Genomic DNA, 15,819 nt, shown 5'->3' on the forward strand with positions numbered 1-15,819 from the left:
AAGTTTGTTTAGTAACGTTCGAAAACATGTATAAAAGGAGACTAATCATCTGCATCTTACTTTCGTCAGTATATTGTTCAAAAGCGCAGCAATATGGCTTGTTTAACACAAGAACACTCTTTGATGGCTTTGAAAATCCGGCACAAAAGACCTTTGTACTGGACTCTTCCAGAAAATTCGCTTCTAATTTTTTACTGCCATATTTTGGGGTAAATGCGGCGAGTAAGGGAAATTCAGACTTTATCAGGAAAGCAATAAATGGGACAACTGATGTCAGTCTTCTCCCTCAAGGCCAGAAAGGAAACAATACCGTTGCTCAGAATGCGAACGTGTACCTATTCAATCTTAAAATATTCAATACTTACAAGTATCAGAAGGAACTGGGCTTCTCCTGGCAGTTGAGAACGGATGCTCATGTAAATTACACAAATGAAACGCTGGATCTGTTCAATAATTTCAGACAGCTTCTTAGTAACCTCCCCACAGCCGATGCTTTTGATAACAATGGTTATGTTCAATCTTATCATCAATTCAGTGTAAGTTACCGGGAGAATTACACAAAAAAGCTTGCTTTTGGTGTCAAATTCAGTATCCTGAGCGGAACCAGTTATAACAATCTGGACATTTCAGATTCACAACTCAACACAATGGGTAGCAGCATGGATCTGCTCTTCAAAGGAAGCTATCGGGGTACCTTTCTGAAAGGGAATGAAATCTCGTACAATACCTTCATGCCTAATTTTAAAAACCTTGGCGCATCAATCAGTCTTGGAACATCCTACAATTCAAAAAGTGGATTTTTTATCATGGCCAATCTAAAAGATCTTGGTTTCATCCGATGGAATAGCGAATCTTATACAAAAAAAATCGATACAGCCATCCAAATTTCAGTGGCAGATGGCCAGAAAAACATAAAAAATCGCATTACTGACGCCATCACACTCAGCCCCGACACCAATAGCTTCTATTCCGCAACCAATGCTAAAGCAGATTTTATGATTTCCAAAAGCTTTGGCTTCTACACTCCAGGCATCATTGTCTCAAAAAATCTTTTTTACAAAGGTGGTGATGCCGCATTTGTAAATAAATTCAAATACCAAAATTTTTCCGTTACGGCCATCCCTACTTACAACTTCAATAACCTGTTTTTTATGGGGCTTCAGGGAATGTATCAAACTCCTAATTTTGAGGTATTCCTGGGTTCAGATGACCTCTTTAAAACGGTAAGTCAGGCCAAAGGTTATTTTGATAAAGATCAGGCAACTGGAAAAGGCTACAATGGCGCAGCGGTTTACTTCGGGCTGGCGATAAAATTTGGCAATTTCGTGGAACACCCACAAAACAGCAGCACCATGCCTGGTGTTGGTGATGAACCTCAAAGCCTTTTCAAACGGGTTTTCAGCATCTTCTCTAAAAAAAGATAACAGCTATAATTAAAAACAGGATGCTGACGAAGGAATGTAAACTGATCACAGGAAAATGCGATACAAATCTGTAAGTAATACCTGAATTCTCCGTACACTCTCCGGGGTTGGAAGGTATTTGAAAGGTAATTGGAAGACATCTGAGAGGTAGTTCCATAGTTTTTTAACCTTTCAACTACCTTCCAATTACCTCTCAGCTACCTCTCAGAGAAGAAGTCTATAAAGCGCATCTTATATATGCGATAAGTTTGTCACAGCGTACTTTATTGACTCATCAGAAATGAAATCTTTTAGAAGAAAAGAAAAACAAGATCAGTTGATCCCGAAAAAATTACTTTTTCTTAGGGGTAGTCAGGACGAAGTCCTTCAGATAAAAAGGCTCAAAATAGGCTACATCTTCAAAATTGGCAGCTTCAAAAGCTTCCATGGCCAGGCGGCTCATATTGGAAGCTGAATTAAAATTGGCATCAGAAAAGCTGGCATGTTCATGGCTCAGCGCTTCGGCGCATTTTGCGGCACCATCTCCAATAAAAGTGATGGAATGATCTTTCAGTAAGTCTCCAAAACTTTGCTCATCTATAATTTTTGCCTCTACCGGAGAGCAATGTTGTAATTTCGGGTCAAATACAGCCGTAAAAACTTCCATTCTTCTGGCATCAATCATAGAACAGATCAGTCCTTTATTTTCCGGATGCTGTGTGGCAAAACCTTCTGCCATCATCTGCAGCGTATCGATGGCAATCAAGGGCTTATCTAAAGCAAAACAAAGCCCTTTGGCAGTAGAGACACCTATCCTCAAACCCGTATAAGAACCAGGTCCTTTACTTACGGCAATTGCATCCAGCTCTTCATACTTCAGACCAGCCTCATCCATTACAGATTTGATGAATAAAGTCAGGCTGCCGGCATGAATATTATTCGCCATTTCTTCTTTCAACGCAATGGTTTTCCCATTGCGGGAGATGGCGGCAGAACAAACTTGTGTAGCAGTTTCGATTTGAAGTATAGTAGTCATCAGATAAAATTAAATACTCAGGCTTAGGGAACAGGATCGTGTCCATGTTTACCCCAGGGGTGACAACGTCCAATCCGTTTCAAAGTTAACCATCCTCCTTTAAAAGGCCCGTGTTTTTTTATCGCTTCTATTCCGTACTGGGAACATGTTGGTGTAAAACGGCATTGCGCCCCTAATAAAGGCGACAACAGCAACTGATAGCCTCTGATGAGGACCAGAAAGAACCAGCCGATGACCTGCTTAACTGCCCTGATCATTTTTGATGCTGCTGATCAGTCTTTTTAAAGCGCCATCCATCTTTTTCTCCATGAAGGAGAATTCATAGATTTTCTTTCCTACAAATTGCAAAGAAAAAATAAGCAACTGTTCTGATTCCGAAAGTGCCGGATAAAGTTCATTTTGCTTTTGCAGACGATAAGCCTCCCGACTTCTTCTCTTGATCATATTCCTGTCTACCGCTTTTTTGAAGCGTTTTTTAGAAACATTGATCACTACCTGGGCAGGGAAGTTGTGCGGGACATCTACAAAAAGATAGGAAACGCGGAATGGATATAATAAAAAAGAAGAACCGTTTTTAAATAGCAGATCTAATAATTTTCTACTACATAACCGTTCTTCTTTATTAAATGTGTTCATGTTTTTGATCGCAAATTTGCAGATATTGTGATCTGCTAACACTTATTGTGCTGCAATCAAAAATTATGCTTTGTGACGACGTTCGTCAGAAACTGATAGTTTGCTTCTTCCTTTTGCACGACGAGAAGCTAATACTCTTCTACCGTTTGCTGTAGCCATTCTTTCGCGGAAGCCGTGTTTGTTTCTTCTCTTTCTTTGCGAAGGTTGGAATGTTCTTTTCATAACTGTATTATATCTTAGACTATTTTTTTAAATAAGAGGTGCAAATATAGCTTGATTTTTATTTAATTGCAAATAGAATTCAAGGTTGTTTTCTTTTTTCTTGATTTCTTACAAGCCAAGCGCTGCTTTAAGCTTGATATAGCCCGTTTTACTGACCGGAAGCCATATGTCAGATTTCAACAATACAATATAACTATCCTTTTCTTTTAGCTCTATTTTTGTCACCTGGGCCAAATTTATGATATATGAACGATGAATACGAATAAATTGTGAAGATTCTAAAGTCTGCTCAAAGAAACTCATCGTTTTGTTCTTATGAAAGATCCCCTCAGTAGTGCTCAGTTTCACATAGTCATCATCCGCTTCCAGGTAATGAATGTCTGTCACTGCAATGATCTTAATCACCCCATTCTTCTTTACCACTACCCTGTTGTTCTGTGCAGGGTTCAATGCTGCCGAGTCCAGTAACTCCTGTGTATTGCCATCCCCGTTATTTAACCTCGCCGGTAATTTCTGTATCGCCTGGTCAAACCTGCTTTTTTCTATTGGCTTCAGCAGGTAGTCCACCGCGTTTACTTCAAAAGCTTTAATCGCATATTCATCAAAAGCAGTAGTGAAGATCACTGCAGGATGTTTTTCCACCAGCTCCAGCATCTCAAAACCATTGATCTTTGGCATTTGAATGTCCAGAAATATAAAATCAGGCTGATGCTGTGTAATTGCCTTAATACCTTCAAAGCCATCACTACACTCCGCAACCACCTCAATATCCGGAAAGCTGCTTAAATAATGTTTTACTACGTCTCTGGCCAGGGATTCATCATCTATTAGTATCGTTCTCATCATTGTTTCTGAGGTATTTTAAGCGTGGTGATATACATGTTTTCTTCTGTGGCCCTCGTTTGCAGTAATTTCTCATCCCCAAACAATAAATAAAGCCGTCTTTTAATTGCAGTCAGTCCAAATCCTGTTCCTCCGGTGGCTTTCATTTCCGGATCGAAAGGGTTTTGAACGGTCACTTCCAGCATTTTATTCTCCACCGTGACCAGGATAGAGATCGTAATTGCAGCCGCTGTATTGTATAAACCAAATTTAATCGCATTCTCTACAATAGGCTGTAACAAGGTGCCGGGCAAGCATAAATTTAGGGTTTCTTCCTCAACTTTCACATCAATATTTAAACGATGACTAAAGCGTACTTTTTCAATATCCAGGTACAACTGAATGTATTCCATCTCCTCCCCTACATTCACCCAAACCTCATCATCTCTTTTTAAGGTTCCCCTCAGAAAAGAAGCCAGTTTCATAATCATGGTCCCTGCTTCTTTGGGGTTCATGATCGTCAATGCATATACTGAATTCAGACTGTTAAAAAGAAAATGAGGCTGAAGCTGATGCCTTAATTTATTCAACTCCGCTTCTTTAGATAAGTTTTGTGCCGTCAGTAAACGCTCCTGTGTGGCTGATTGCTCCTCCAGTCTGTACCATAAAATATTAGCCAGGGAACACCAGGCCAGGAAGATAAACACAATAATAAACCTCATAATGAGCGACAATTGCAGGAAGCTCTTATAAGTAGGTTCATCATCAAAAAGATAACTCAGTGAAACATTACTGATAAACGTAATCAGTCCTGCCAGCATTAAGGTAAGTACCAGTATAAAAAGAATCGTTTCGTTTTTTGGTTGATAATAGCCCAGCATATTGCTCAGAATCATACAAGCCATGGCCAGCAATCCATTTGTAATCAGACTGTCTGCAACAGAGATAAACAAATTGAAATTCAACGTATAATAATAAAGCAGGATAAACACGGAAACCCAGGCCAGAAAAATGACCAGGGCAAATCGTTGAATGTTCTTGTTGGCTAGAGGTCTACCGGTCAAAATTTATTTAATTAGGATTTTCTATGAATATACTTTGATGCAGAAATGCCTCCCGACGTTTCAATTCTTCTAAAAAAAATGCCATATCTTTTGGTTCATGTAATACAGAGGCGATTTCAGACCCATCGCCCGGAGGTTCAATTTCATAAAGATCAGCAATACAGATAAACTCCCATTTCACCAGTTCACCGTTACAGTTACGGAATGGACGATGAAAGTGTTCTGACTGTCCTTCTCCTTTAGTTAAGGCATCCTGAGCATCTTTTGCCTGGATTAAACGCAGTTGTTCATCAAACTGAGAGGCATAATTCCCATCTCCACTGATGATTTGAAAAATATATCTTAGTGCAAACCATTTCATCGGTATTCATTTTAAAAGTTTCTGATCTCTATCCCTCCGAACAAAGCCAATCCCGTGATCTTAACAATTTTCCCCTCATTGCCTGCAATAATAACAGGCCCTCTCTTGTCATCGCTACCTCCAAAAATGGCGGTCACCTCCGACTTTACAATCCAGCTTGGAGGAAGAATAATTTTAACCCCACCAAAAACGGCAATGATCTCCAGTACAATCGTTCCCTCAAAATCAGCCTGACTAAGGTTTATATTACACCCGCCAAAAACCGCCACGACCTCTCCACCTTTAAAATTCTTGGAATAAACCATCTGATCTGTTCCGCCAAAAACGCTAACCGCTTCAATGACATCGTTTTCATCTACCCATTCCCCCTTTTTTTTCTTTTCTTTTGAAGCTGCTCCAGTTCCATCATCTCCCACTCCTGAGCCGTAATCCGCACCTCCGGAGCCATCACCCATATCTCCTGAACCATCCCCCATACCTCCAAAACCAAAGTCGGTATTAAAGTTAGCGTGTTTTTTCTTCCATTTCTCAGCGTTAAACCCTTTGCCTTTAGGTTTCAGAATCAGATAGATCCCTCCAATAATAAAAGCACAGGCAAAATAATATTTAGACATATTAAAATCTGCAATATCTTCCAGCGTGAAGTAACCACCTACCAGTACCATTACCCACCAGCCGCCACCATCAAAGTTCCGCTTATACCCAATCAGTAATCCGATGATCACCAATAACGTGTGCCAGCTCAGGACCCAGTGAGGAATGCGGATTCCCATATTCCCAAGGAAGAACACCAAACCAATCACGAGCAGAATCAATCCACTCCAGACCCTGTTATTCTTTGAACAATCTTTCCACTTTTCCATTATTCCTTATTTTCAGTATACATTGTTTTTTTTAGCAATGATCCGATCAACATCGTTTCATCAATATTACCCATCTGTTCTTTCTTATCAAAAGTATCTGCCGATCTTTCTATCGTCAAACACATATAGGCTTTATATCATCAAATGTATATAGGTTCCCTGCATTTACAAAGGCCGCACACACAGGAAGGAGTGAATAGTCGGTAAACTCCTATTTTTTATCGGTAAAAATTATCCGTTAATTTGAATCCATAACTTTTATTTGCAAAAAGCTCCCTTTATCATGAAGAAATTACTGATCGCCTTTCTCCTGTGGCTCCCCACAGCTACATTTGGACAATCTCCTGAACAACACTATAAAATATATGATGTAAAAAATCAAAAGAGCATCAGTCTGGATGAATTGATCAGCCAGACTAAAAATATCGATGTGCTCTTTTTTGGAGAAGAACATAACGATTCCATTGGCCATATCCTGGAATTTGAACTGTTCCAAAAACTCAGTCAGGCTTACCCTAAAACGGCCTTAACCCTGGAAATGTTTCATACAGATACCCAGCCCGTGCTGAATGAATACCTGGCTGGTGTCATTTCAGAAAAGAACTTTATTAAGGAAGCAAGGGCATGGAACAATTATAAAGACTACCGTCCGATGATTGAACTGGCAAAGAGTAGCCACCTGAATGTAATTGCCGGAAATGCAGCCGCAAGATATAGCAATGCCGTCAGCAAATCAGGCCTGGATGCGTTAAAAAACTTCCCCGAAAGCTCTCTTGCCTATCTGCCTCCCCTGCCTGTAGATACTGCTACCGGAAGGTATTATGATAAATTTATTGAAACCCTTGGCGGACATAGTATGGGGGCAATGAAAATCTACCAGACACAGAACCTCTGGGACGCCACCATGTCCTGGTCAATCGCCAGATATTACAAAGCCAATAAAGGCGCAAAGATTTTCCAGGTCAACGGACGTTTTCATAGCGATGAAAAACTGGGCACATTGGCAAAGCTGAAGAAATTAGTGCCTAAGCTTCAGGTATCCAATATTTCCTGCTTTTCGGGAGATGATTTTGCCAGCCCGGACTGGAACAAACACCAGCACCTTGGTGACTACATCATTCTTACCGACCCCTCTGTAAAAAGAACCTTTTAAAAAACCTCAGGACATAAAAAAAGGCTTTAAGAAAATGATCATTTTCTTAAAGCCTTTTTAGTTTTTCAGACTTATTTACTTTTCAGCAAATCGCGTATTTCGGTAAGTAACACCTGATCTTGTGTAGGTGCAACCACGGCAGGAGCTGCTTCTTCTTGTTTTCTTTTCATTTTGTTGATCGCTTTCACCATCAGGAAGATGATAAAGGCTAAAATGAAGAAATTGATCACCTCTGTTACAAAGTTACCCCAGGCGAATACCGGACCAATTTTCCTTGCTTCTTCAAGAGAGGCTGCAGGATTTGTTTCCACGAATTGCCTTACTTTTTCGCTTAGTGGCAGATAGAAGTTGATAAAACCTTTATCGCCAATCAATAAGCTTACAGGAGGCATGATCAAATCATTCACTAAAGAGGTCACAATCTTCCCGAATGCACCTCCGATGATCACACCGACAGCAAGGTCAATCACGTTGCCCTTGACTGCAAATTCTTTAAATTCTTTTACAAAACTCATAAGTAGTATTAGTTTTAGTTTTTAAACATCGTAATAAAAGTATAAACTTTATTTTTAAAACAAGGCAATAATCCGCGCTATTGGCTGTTTTTTTTAGTGAGGCTAAACACCATGATCCAAAACTCTCCTTCAGAAATTCAAAAAAAGAACATGAAAAGAAAATATTCTGATATTTTTCAGAAAATCAATCTATAGAAAAAAACAGGTATATTGCCTGCTCATCCCAAGCTCTTAAAACGATACCTGCCAAACAGATACAAATTAAACAAACAGATTTCTTACCTCATTCAGCTTTAGCGAATACACAATAATACTTTGTCGGGATAGTTTATATCTAAACCAAATTCGTATTTTTGAAGCGGGTACATAAATACCGATTTTATAAAACATGCTTAAACAACATCTACAACAAAAATTACTTCAGAAGCTATCTCCACAGCAAATTCAATTTATAAAATTGCTGCAAGTACCTACAGTTGCATTAGATACCCGTATAAAAGAAGAATTAGAAGAAAACCCAGCCCTTGAAGATCCCAGCTTAATGATCGCTGAAGAGCCAAAAGGAGAATATGATGATCTGAATGACACTCCTGATGATTTCGATCCCGGTGCCAAGGAAGAAAACACAGATGAGTTTAATGTAGATGACTATTTACAGGATGATAACGTAAATGATTACAGCACCTCATATAACAATGACGATGATGAGGAAAAAAAAGAAACTCCAATTGCAATTGAGAGCACCTTTTTTGAAAGTTTACAGGAACAGCTGGATTTAGTCCCATTATCTGATCAGGATTTCATCATTGGTAAACAGATCATCGGAAGTTTAGATGATGATGGCTACCTGCGCAGACCAATCACCTCCATGATAGATGACCTTGCATTTTCGCAAAATGCAATGGTAGAAGAAGAAGATGTACTGGAAATGCTCAAAGTGATCCAAAGCTTTGACCCTCCGGGAATCGCAGCAAGAGATCTTCAGGAATGCCTCACTCTTCAGCTAAGAAGAAAAGATCCGGCAAACCCCATCATTCAGAAAGCCATTATCATCGTTGAAAATCACCTCGATGAATTTACCAGGAAACATTATGATAAACTGGAAAAATCTCTGGGACTGAACAGTGATGACCTCAAGGAAATCATTGCAGAAATACTACGTTTAAATCCAAAACCAGGAGATTCCAATCAGGTAACGACCAAACAGCTGCAGGTGATCCCGGATTTCCATGTTTCCAATAATGACGGGACCTTAATCCTGACTTTAAACTCAAAGAATGCACCGGAATTAAGGGTTAGCCGCTCTTATATTGACATGTTTGATCATTACGATAAAGCAGCTCAAAAAGATAAAAAACTAAAAGAAGCCGTACAGTTTGTAAAGCAAAAGCTGGATTCTGCAAAATGGTTTATTGATGCCATTAAACAAAGACAGCAAACTTTATTAAAGACCATGAACGCCATCATGCAGTATCAATATGAATACCTGCTGACCGGCGATGAGCGTAAAATGCGCCCCATGATCTTAAAAGATATTGCCGATAAAATTGACATGGATATTTCTACGGTCTCCAGGGTAGCCAATTCCAAATATGTACAAACGGAATTTGGAACTTTCCTGCTCAAATCTTTCTTCTCTGAAGCCATACAAACCGAAAGCGGTGAAGAGGTATCGAATAAAGAAGTGAAGAAAATTCTGGAGGATTGCATCGGAAATGAAGACAAACGTAAGCCACTCGCAGATGAGAAACTGACAGAGATCCTTAAAGAACAAGGTTATAATATTGCCAGAAGAACAGTTGCTAAATACAGGGAACAGATGAACATTCCCGTGGCACGTTTAAGAAAAGAGCTGTAAAGATTACCACATTCTTCTTTGCCCGCTCCACACCTGATACACATTGTTCAGCTGAAGGCCTAACACGATTTCATGACTTCCGTTACTCACCTGATTCAAACCGGAAGTCGTGAAATCATAAGCATAAGTCAGGTTTAGCATTTTACCGAGATTCAGCCCCATCATCGCCGAAAACGAATCGTCCTTCCGGTAACTTCCACCCAGCCAGAACCGATCCTTGAAAGACATCTTCATATTCAGGTCCGCCGAAAAGGTAGCACTCACGATCTTAAACATCACCGAAGGGGTCATTGAAATGTCTTCATCCACAAAAAAACGGTATCCTGAGGTTACAAATAAATGGGGCACTTCCTTACCTGAATTATAATCCCTGTCCTTTGTAAACGACAATTTTTGGGGCAATACAGATTGAAGGGAAGCACCTGCAAAGAAACGTGCCCCGTACAGCCATACGCCAACGCCCAGATCTGGTTTAAGCTGAAGACTATTGGTATTCAATACTGCAGGATCCTGTCTCGTCTGATCCTCAAACTGAAGTGAATTGACGTCGAAAGCGATCCTTGAAATTCCTGCAGCCAGCCCTACAGAAAGGTTTAACGCATTTTGCAATTGCAAATGATAAGCATAAGTTAAATTTACATCTAAGCGGGATATAGCCGCTGCTTTGTCATAAACCGCCATTACCCCAACGCCATGATGAGCTGCTGAAGCCATATAGTTCTGCATATAATTCCTGCTCATGGGATGATCTCCTTTATCCGGCAAAGACAATGGGTTATTCCATAAATAGTCATCTCCAAGCTTCCAGTGTGCAGCTACAAACGAAGTCTGAGGGGCGTTTTCAATCCCTGCCCATTGTCGTCTGTATCCGACTTTTATATCGGTATAGTTTTCTATACCACTTAAAGCAGGATTCAGCAGGTAATTATTAAAAATATACTGCGTATACTGTGGCCTTTGCTGTCCATGGGCCGCAAAACCGAGCAGCAATACAATTACGAGGATATAACCTGATCTTCTCAATTAAATTACCTGATTAAAGTTAAAGCCCCGGACTTATCTTTTCTTCCGTTATGTGGTCTGATCAGGTAATAGTAGGTACCTACCGGTAATACTTGTCCTTCAAAAGTACCATCAAAAGGCCGGGCATAACCATGACTGCTAAAGACCCTTTGCCCATAACGGTTATATATCTCTACTGTTGCCGCAGGATAACTGTCGATATTTTCAATATTCCACACCTCATTTAGGCCATCCCCATTTGGCGAAAAGGCATTGGGAACCCTGATGTCATCCAGAACTTTCACCTTAACCAGATCTGAAACCGAACAACCGTTAGCAGATCTCACCGTTAAAGTATATTCCGTATCCTGATCCGGCTTTACCATAGGATTTAAAACATCATCTCTGCTTAGTCCTGCGGAAGGAGTCCATTTGTATTCCAGACCAGCTCCTGAAGCACTGGCATTCATCGGCTTCTCTTTTCCCGCAACCAACACAACGAGATCAGAACCAGCATCAATTTCCGGTAAGGGCAAGACTTTAATGTCCTGTAATTGCTCGTCTGTACAACCACTGGCAGATTTCAGTTTATACTTGATCGTATGAGTACCTGCCCCAGCCAGTATAGGGTTAAAAAAACCGTCAGAACTAATGCCCGTCCCGGAGAATATGCTGCTCTCCCCTGTTTTCAACGCATCAGCATTCACCTGAAAGCCATCCTGATTCAAACATACTTCTTGCAAAATATTGAAATGGGCAACAGGAATGGCATGAAAGGTCAGTTGCTGAATTTTAGTATCTGTACAACCACGAGTTATCAATCCCGAGTTCACCACTAACTTCAAAATTACCGGTTGGCTTTCCGGACTTACAAAAGCTCCGTAGTTTAAAGTATAGACTTTATTCAACACAGGAGCATTGTCTATCAACTGCGAAACACCATCCAGAAACCACTCCAGAGACCTGATTTTACCGCTGCTTAGCGTTGAAGTATTTTTTACCTTGAAAGATTGTCCACTACACAATACGCCAGGCTCTACCAGTTCAAAAGAGGCTACAGGATCAGAGCTGCTCAGCTCAAAGGAATCATTTTCTTTAGTTACGCTACATCCCGCAGCATTGGTAACCGTTAAGGTGACTTTATATTTTCTGGCTATGCGATATTGATGCCTGCCTTCTCTATCTGTACTCGTATTTAAAGCACCCGACCCTGGGTCTCCAAAATCCCACAGGTACCTTAAATTCAGGGTCGATCCATCATGATCTTCAGACAGATTTTCAAAAACAATAACATCACTTACGCAGGCTTCCGGTGATTCAAAATCTACTTCAGGCAGCTTATTCACCCGCAGCTGTACAGTAAAATCATCAGTACAACCATCACTCCTTTCGACCTTTAATGTCACGGTATATGTTCCGCTTTCTGCATAGGTATGTTCAGGAATCTCCGCAGGATCGGCAATTTCAAAGATATTGCCGGCACTTCCGGGATCTCCAAAGTCCCAATACCACTTATTTATGACTCCCTCTTTTGGAACAGAAAGGTCTCTGAATTTGACAGGTTTCCTCACGCATGCATCAGTATGATCGAAATTAGCTTCAGGAACCTTTTTCACATGTATTTGCTTAGGTAAAGAAGATGATGGCCCGCAACCATTTTCATTATCTACTTTCAGTCTCACCGTAAACTCACCATCTCTAACGTAAATATGCTCAAAAGGAGCCCCGTTATCCCTCACAAGATCACCAGTTCCATCACCAAAATTCCAGGTCCATTTTAAGATGGCTTTCCCCTTAGGGTCACTCTTGTCCGTAAATGTAACAGCAGTACCGGTGCAGCTATTTGTGCTACTCATTCTGAAGTCAGCCACTGCCGGAGCAAAAACTTCAAAATCCAGGCTCACCTCTTCCTTAGGTTCACAGCCGGAAGGATTAGGATTAATGGCCTCCACCTTCATCTTATGCTTTCCGGGCGCATTAAAAACGAGGGGTTGATGATAGTGGTACGTATAGACAGTTACTCCATCAATAACTACAGGGGTTGCCACAGGAGTAGTTAATGCAGGCTGAGGCACACCATCAATAACCCAGGTCAGACTACTTGTCGGGTAAGGCAAAGTCAGTACAAATTCTGAAGATGCATTCGTACAAACATCAGGTGTCTTCAACCCCGTTGTTGTATTGATAATTTCAATATTCTGGAAAAGATTACGGACATCTGCCCCAGCCAGGTATCCATAAGATTCGACACTTCCGTATCCATAGGCAATTGCCGAAAACCCACCATTAGCGATCAAAGTATGTGTAGGTTTGAGCAGCGAAACCTGGGTCACATTCTCCTGAAGGTAGGAGTAAACACTTCCGGCAATGGGTACAAAAGCCGCAACCGGAACTGCACCATTAATCCGGAAAGAGGAAATGTAATCGTTTTTAATGATCACATTGATAAAATGCTGTGTGATCTGGGTCCGGGGACTTACCTGATCCCTCAATGCGGAATAAACAGTAATCCTGGATAAGGTTTGTTCCAATGGATTCAAAATGGTCATCTCCGGATCTCCGGGATGTACAGGATTATTTGAATTGACATTCAGTGGATCACAGCCCTGACTGATCTGATATTGAACAAGACTAATGGGTTCTGATGCTACAATATGGTTCGGCTGACTCGAACTAAACTCAAAAAATTCACCTTTATTATAGCTGTTTTTCAGTGGTCCCGGAGAAAAACCAGAACTTCCTGCATTGATCAGCGTACCGTTAATAGTCAGGCTGGTATTGTCTTTGCTAAAATACACCCTGAAAATATCATGAGGTTTATTGATCATCGGGGCAGTCATAAACTCCTTACCCCATGCAGAGGTTGGGTAGAGCTGTTGGTAAAGGTTATCACCTCCCTGGGTAGAAGACACCTCCGAACTGCAAAAACCTACCCAGGAGCTCCCCGAAAAGACAGCAATTGGCTGACAACCACCGGCAGCCCCGGCAACTGAAACGATATGCGTTCCGGAAAGATCCTCCGTAGACTGGTATTGGTAAATCTCTCCCTTCATCAGCTCTTTGGTAAAGGTAAGGCCAGCCTGATGGCGCCCGTTTCTTTCCCTGGCTTTGGGGGTGATTTCTACCTGCGTATGATCTGCAACCCCAATAATCGTAAACTCGGAATAGCCCTGAACAAGTCTTGGATTCCTGTCCGGACTTTCAATATAACTATTCTGAACATAGGCAGATACATAATACTCCCTCCCCAATACTTTTGTCGGAAGCACCAATGTAGCTCCTGACCTTGCGGCATGGAAAATATGGGAATAGACCACAACCGGTTTTTCCGCTGTAATCAGAATGGCCTTATCCTGTTCAATCTCATCCGAAGTCCCAACATATACATTCAGTAATTTGGGATCAATAAGGATGGCTTTGATTGCATTTGCGCTGATCGTAAACGGAGAACCGGAAATTTTCGTTCCTCCAATACTGACTTCCACTTTTGTATTTACATCAGAGGTGATGTATAAATACAATCTGGAATTGTCGCCATCCACATGAGCAGGATAGGCTACCCAGAACTCCGTTCCTTTATTGGAAGTGTTCTGGCCATAAGCAAAAGTGAAGGAGAGTAGTAACCATAGCACCAATCTCCATCTTTTCATCTTCTTTTAGCTGAATTAGGCCTCAGGGTCTATTGTTCCGTTCTCAATTGCGCCCCTCAACAGCTCTTCGAGCTTGTCATTAGCCACAATCAAGCTGGCAATCAGGTCTTTATTCTCCTTTCTCAACATAAAGAGCTCATAGGCTTTCTCTATATTAATCCGCAGGTCTTCATCCATCCAGGGTTTCTGGATATAACGGTAAACCTGCCCTTTATTGATGGCATCAATCACCGCGTTGATATCGGTATAGCCGGTCAGCAGGATTCTGATGGGATCCGGGAAATCAGGAATAATTGATTCCAGAAATTCTATACCCGTCGTTACCGGCATCCTTTGGTCGGTTACAATTACATGAATATGCTCTGACTCCAGCACCGTTCTTCCTTCAACTGCAGAATTTGCAGTAAAAACATTGAATTGACGTCTGAAACTCGCCTTAAAAGCAGTTAAGTTATGGACTTCATCATCAACATAGAGAACGTTTACAGAAGTGTCAGAATTCATATAAATCGGGCTTTTTTTGTTAAATATATTTCAATTATTATTAACAAAGAAACAATTTTAGGATTAAAAGCAGGGCACTTTTAATTCTTAAATAATTACACAAAAAGGCACTAAAATATCTCAGCAACAATAGTAAATAAAGAAATCATCAAAAAAAATCCCTTAAAAAATCTCGGCAGATCAGGCCACATCCTGAAAGCAACAATTTAAGGGCTAGGACAGCAAGCTTTGTCTGAACAAGAACTCAAGCTGCTGATTTACAACCAACAGCTTCTCTGTCAGCTCCCGGTTTTCTTTTCTCAGCGAATAAATTTCATAAGCCTTTTCAATATTGATCCGCAGGTCTTCAGCCATCCATGGTTTCGCAATATACTTATACACCTGTCCTTTATTGATCGCATCAATAACGGCATTGATATCTGAGTACCCTGTTAATAAGATTCTGATGGGATCAGGAAAGTCAGGAATGATAGATTCCAAAAACTCAATTCCGGTAGTCACAGGCATGCGTTGATCAGTAATGATCACATGAATGAGTTCTGTTTCGAGAACTTTTCTCCCCTCTATGGCGGACTCTGCGGTAAAGACATTAAACATCCTTCTAAACCCTGCTTTGAAAGAGTTCAGATTGTGTGTTTCATCGTCTATATAAAGAACATTTATGGATGCGTTAGAATTCATCTGATGAATTTAATATATTTTTTTTAAATATATTGCTTTTATAAGCTTC

The 15,819-nt window shown here is 40.7% G+C and carries 16 protein-coding genes; 3 read left to right on the forward strand and 13 right to left on the reverse strand.

The genetic code is table 11. The features are described 5' to 3' along the window. The first annotated feature begins 26 nt into the window (after nt 1-26). Nucleotides 27-1,424, forward strand: a complete 1,398-nt coding sequence (locus BUC20_RS20000; protein WP_073232862.1) for a DUF5723 family protein — start codon at nt 27-29, stop codon at nt 1,422-1,424. Nucleotides 1,425-1,755: 331 nt separating this feature from the next. Here the strand turns inward: BUC20_RS20000 and tsaB are convergent, their stop codons facing one another. The 8 genes from tsaB to BUC20_RS20040 all read right to left on the reverse strand — a co-directional run bounded on the left by tsaB (nt 1,756) and on the right by BUC20_RS20040 (nt 6,407). Next, entirely contained in the window at nt 1,756-2,439 is a 684-nt protein-coding gene (gene tsaB / locus BUC20_RS20005; RefSeq protein WP_073232863.1) for a tRNA (adenosine(37)-N6)-threonylcarbamoyltransferase complex dimerization subunit type 1 TsaB, read from the reverse strand. A gap of 23 nt (nt 2,440-2,462) precedes the next feature. Continuing rightward, nucleotides 2,463-2,696 (reverse strand): membrane protein insertion efficiency factor YidD, encoded by a 234-nt coding sequence (gene yidD / locus BUC20_RS20010; protein ID WP_073232864.1) that lies wholly within the window; start codon nt 2,694-2,696, stop codon nt 2,463-2,465. Beyond that, nucleotides 2,680-3,075 (reverse strand): ribonuclease P protein component, encoded by a 396-nt coding sequence (locus BUC20_RS20015; protein ID WP_073233897.1) that lies wholly within the window; start codon nt 3,073-3,075, stop codon nt 2,680-2,682. Before BUC20_RS20015 ends, yidD begins: the two co-directional genes overlap by 17 nt. A 63-nt stretch (nt 3,076-3,138) precedes the next feature. Further along, complete coding sequence (gene rpmH / locus BUC20_RS20020) at nt 3,139-3,297, reverse strand: 50S ribosomal protein L34 (protein ID WP_073232865.1); 159 nt, start codon at nt 3,295-3,297, stop codon at nt 3,139-3,141. Between the two features lie 108 nt (nt 3,298-3,405). Next, complete coding sequence (locus BUC20_RS20025) at nt 3,406-4,143, reverse strand: LytR/AlgR family response regulator transcription factor (protein WP_073232866.1); 738 nt, start codon at nt 4,141-4,143, stop codon at nt 3,406-3,408. Then, a complete protein-coding gene (locus BUC20_RS20030) occupies nt 4,140-5,183 on the reverse strand; it encodes a sensor histidine kinase (RefSeq protein WP_073232867.1) in 1,044 nt (347 codons plus the stop codon). The genes BUC20_RS20025 and BUC20_RS20030 overlap by 4 nt, the downstream gene beginning before the upstream one ends. A gap of 7 nt (nt 5,184-5,190) precedes the next feature. Continuing rightward, nucleotides 5,191-5,544 (reverse strand): DUF4288 domain-containing protein, encoded by a 354-nt coding sequence (locus BUC20_RS20035; RefSeq protein WP_073232868.1) that lies wholly within the window; start codon nt 5,542-5,544, stop codon nt 5,191-5,193. 11 nt (nt 5,545-5,555) lie between these two features. After that, a complete protein-coding gene (locus BUC20_RS20040; protein ID WP_073232869.1) occupies nt 5,556-6,407 on the reverse strand; it encodes a LiaF transmembrane domain-containing protein in 852 nt (283 codons plus the stop codon). Nucleotides 6,408-6,690: 283 nt separating this feature from the next. Here BUC20_RS20040 and BUC20_RS20045 point away from each other — a divergent pair, with 283 nt between their 5' ends. Then, a complete protein-coding gene (locus BUC20_RS20045; RefSeq protein WP_073232870.1) occupies nt 6,691-7,560 on the forward strand; it encodes a ChaN family lipoprotein in 870 nt (289 codons plus the stop codon). 71 nt (nt 7,561-7,631) lie between these two features. Here BUC20_RS20045 and mscL read toward each other — a convergent pair whose 3' ends face one another. Then, entirely contained in the window at nt 7,632-8,075 is a 444-nt protein-coding gene (gene mscL / locus BUC20_RS20050) for a large conductance mechanosensitive channel protein MscL (protein ID WP_073232871.1), read from the reverse strand. Between the two features lie 388 nt (nt 8,076-8,463). Between mscL and rpoN the strand changes: the two genes are divergently transcribed. Next, nucleotides 8,464-9,933: an RNA polymerase factor sigma-54 gene (rpoN, locus tag BUC20_RS20055; protein ID WP_073232872.1), complete on the forward strand. Its 1,470-nt coding sequence runs from the start codon at nt 8,464-8,466 to the stop codon at nt 9,931-9,933. Between the two features lie 3 nt (nt 9,934-9,936). Here the strand turns inward: rpoN and BUC20_RS20060 are convergent, their stop codons facing one another. The 4 genes from BUC20_RS20060 to BUC20_RS20075 all read right to left on the reverse strand — a co-directional run bounded on the left by BUC20_RS20060 (nt 9,937) and on the right by BUC20_RS20075 (nt 15,770). After that, nucleotides 9,937-10,956 (reverse strand): PorP/SprF family type IX secretion system membrane protein, encoded by a 1,020-nt coding sequence (locus tag BUC20_RS20060; protein WP_073232873.1) that lies wholly within the window; start codon nt 10,954-10,956, stop codon nt 9,937-9,939. Between the two features lie 5 nt (nt 10,957-10,961). Then, a complete protein-coding gene (locus BUC20_RS20065; protein ID WP_073232874.1) occupies nt 10,962-14,585 on the reverse strand; it encodes a PKD domain-containing protein in 3,624 nt (1,207 codons plus the stop codon). A gap of 15 nt (nt 14,586-14,600) precedes the next feature. Next, complete coding sequence (locus tag BUC20_RS20070; RefSeq protein ID WP_073232875.1) at nt 14,601-15,089, reverse strand: response regulator; 489 nt, start codon at nt 15,087-15,089, stop codon at nt 14,601-14,603. A gap of 213 nt (nt 15,090-15,302) precedes the next feature. Beyond that, nucleotides 15,303-15,770: a response regulator gene (locus BUC20_RS20075; protein WP_073232876.1), complete on the reverse strand. Its 468-nt coding sequence runs from the start codon at nt 15,768-15,770 to the stop codon at nt 15,303-15,305. Nucleotides 15,771-15,819: the final 49 nt, after the last annotated feature.

Origin of the sequence: Pedobacter caeni (genome assembly GCF_900129215.1) — a bacterium.
GTDB classification, from domain to species: Bacteria; Bacteroidota; Bacteroidia; order Sphingobacteriales; family Sphingobacteriaceae; genus Pedobacter; species Pedobacter caeni.

Excerpts from the sequence above, each read along its gene's own strand:
- BUC20_RS20000 (WP_073232862.1), top strand. The coding sequence starts at position 27 with ATGTATAAAAGGAGACTAATCATCTGCATCTTACTTTCGTCAGTATAT.
- tsaB (WP_073232863.1), bottom strand. The coding sequence starts at position 2,439 with ATGACTACTATACTTCAAATCGAAACTGCTACACAAGTTTGTTCTGCC.
- yidD (WP_073232864.1), bottom strand. The coding sequence starts at position 2,696 with ATGATCAGGGCAGTTAAGCAGGTCATCGGCTGGTTCTTTCTGGTCCTC.
- BUC20_RS20015 (WP_073233897.1), bottom strand. The coding sequence starts at position 3,075 with ATGAACACATTTAATAAAGAAGAACGGTTATGTAGTAGAAAATTATTA.
- rpmH (WP_073232865.1), bottom strand. The coding sequence starts at position 3,297 with ATGAAAAGAACATTCCAACCTTCGCAAAGAAAGAGAAGAAACAAACAC.
- BUC20_RS20025 (WP_073232866.1), bottom strand. The coding sequence starts at position 4,143 with ATGATGAGAACGATACTAATAGATGATGAATCCCTGGCCAGAGACGTA.
- BUC20_RS20035 (WP_073232868.1), bottom strand. The coding sequence starts at position 5,544 with ATGAAATGGTTTGCACTAAGATATATTTTTCAAATCATCAGTGGAGAT.
- BUC20_RS20040 (WP_073232869.1), bottom strand. The coding sequence starts at position 6,407 with ATGGAAAAGTGGAAAGATTGTTCAAAGAATAACAGGGTCTGGAGTGGA.
- BUC20_RS20045 (WP_073232870.1), top strand. The coding sequence starts at position 6,691 with ATGAAGAAATTACTGATCGCCTTTCTCCTGTGGCTCCCCACAGCTACA.
- mscL (WP_073232871.1), bottom strand. The coding sequence starts at position 8,075 with ATGAGTTTTGTAAAAGAATTTAAAGAATTTGCAGTCAAGGGCAACGTG.
- rpoN (WP_073232872.1), top strand. The coding sequence starts at position 8,464 with ATGCTTAAACAACATCTACAACAAAAATTACTTCAGAAGCTATCTCCA.
- BUC20_RS20065 (WP_073232874.1), bottom strand. The coding sequence starts at position 14,585 with ATGAAAAGATGGAGATTGGTGCTATGGTTACTACTCTCCTTCACTTTT.
- BUC20_RS20070 (WP_073232875.1), bottom strand. The coding sequence starts at position 15,089 with ATGAATTCTGACACTTCTGTAAACGTTCTCTATGTTGATGATGAAGTC.
- BUC20_RS20075 (WP_073232876.1), bottom strand. The coding sequence starts at position 15,770 with ATGAATTCTAACGCATCCATAAATGTTCTTTATATAGACGATGAAACA.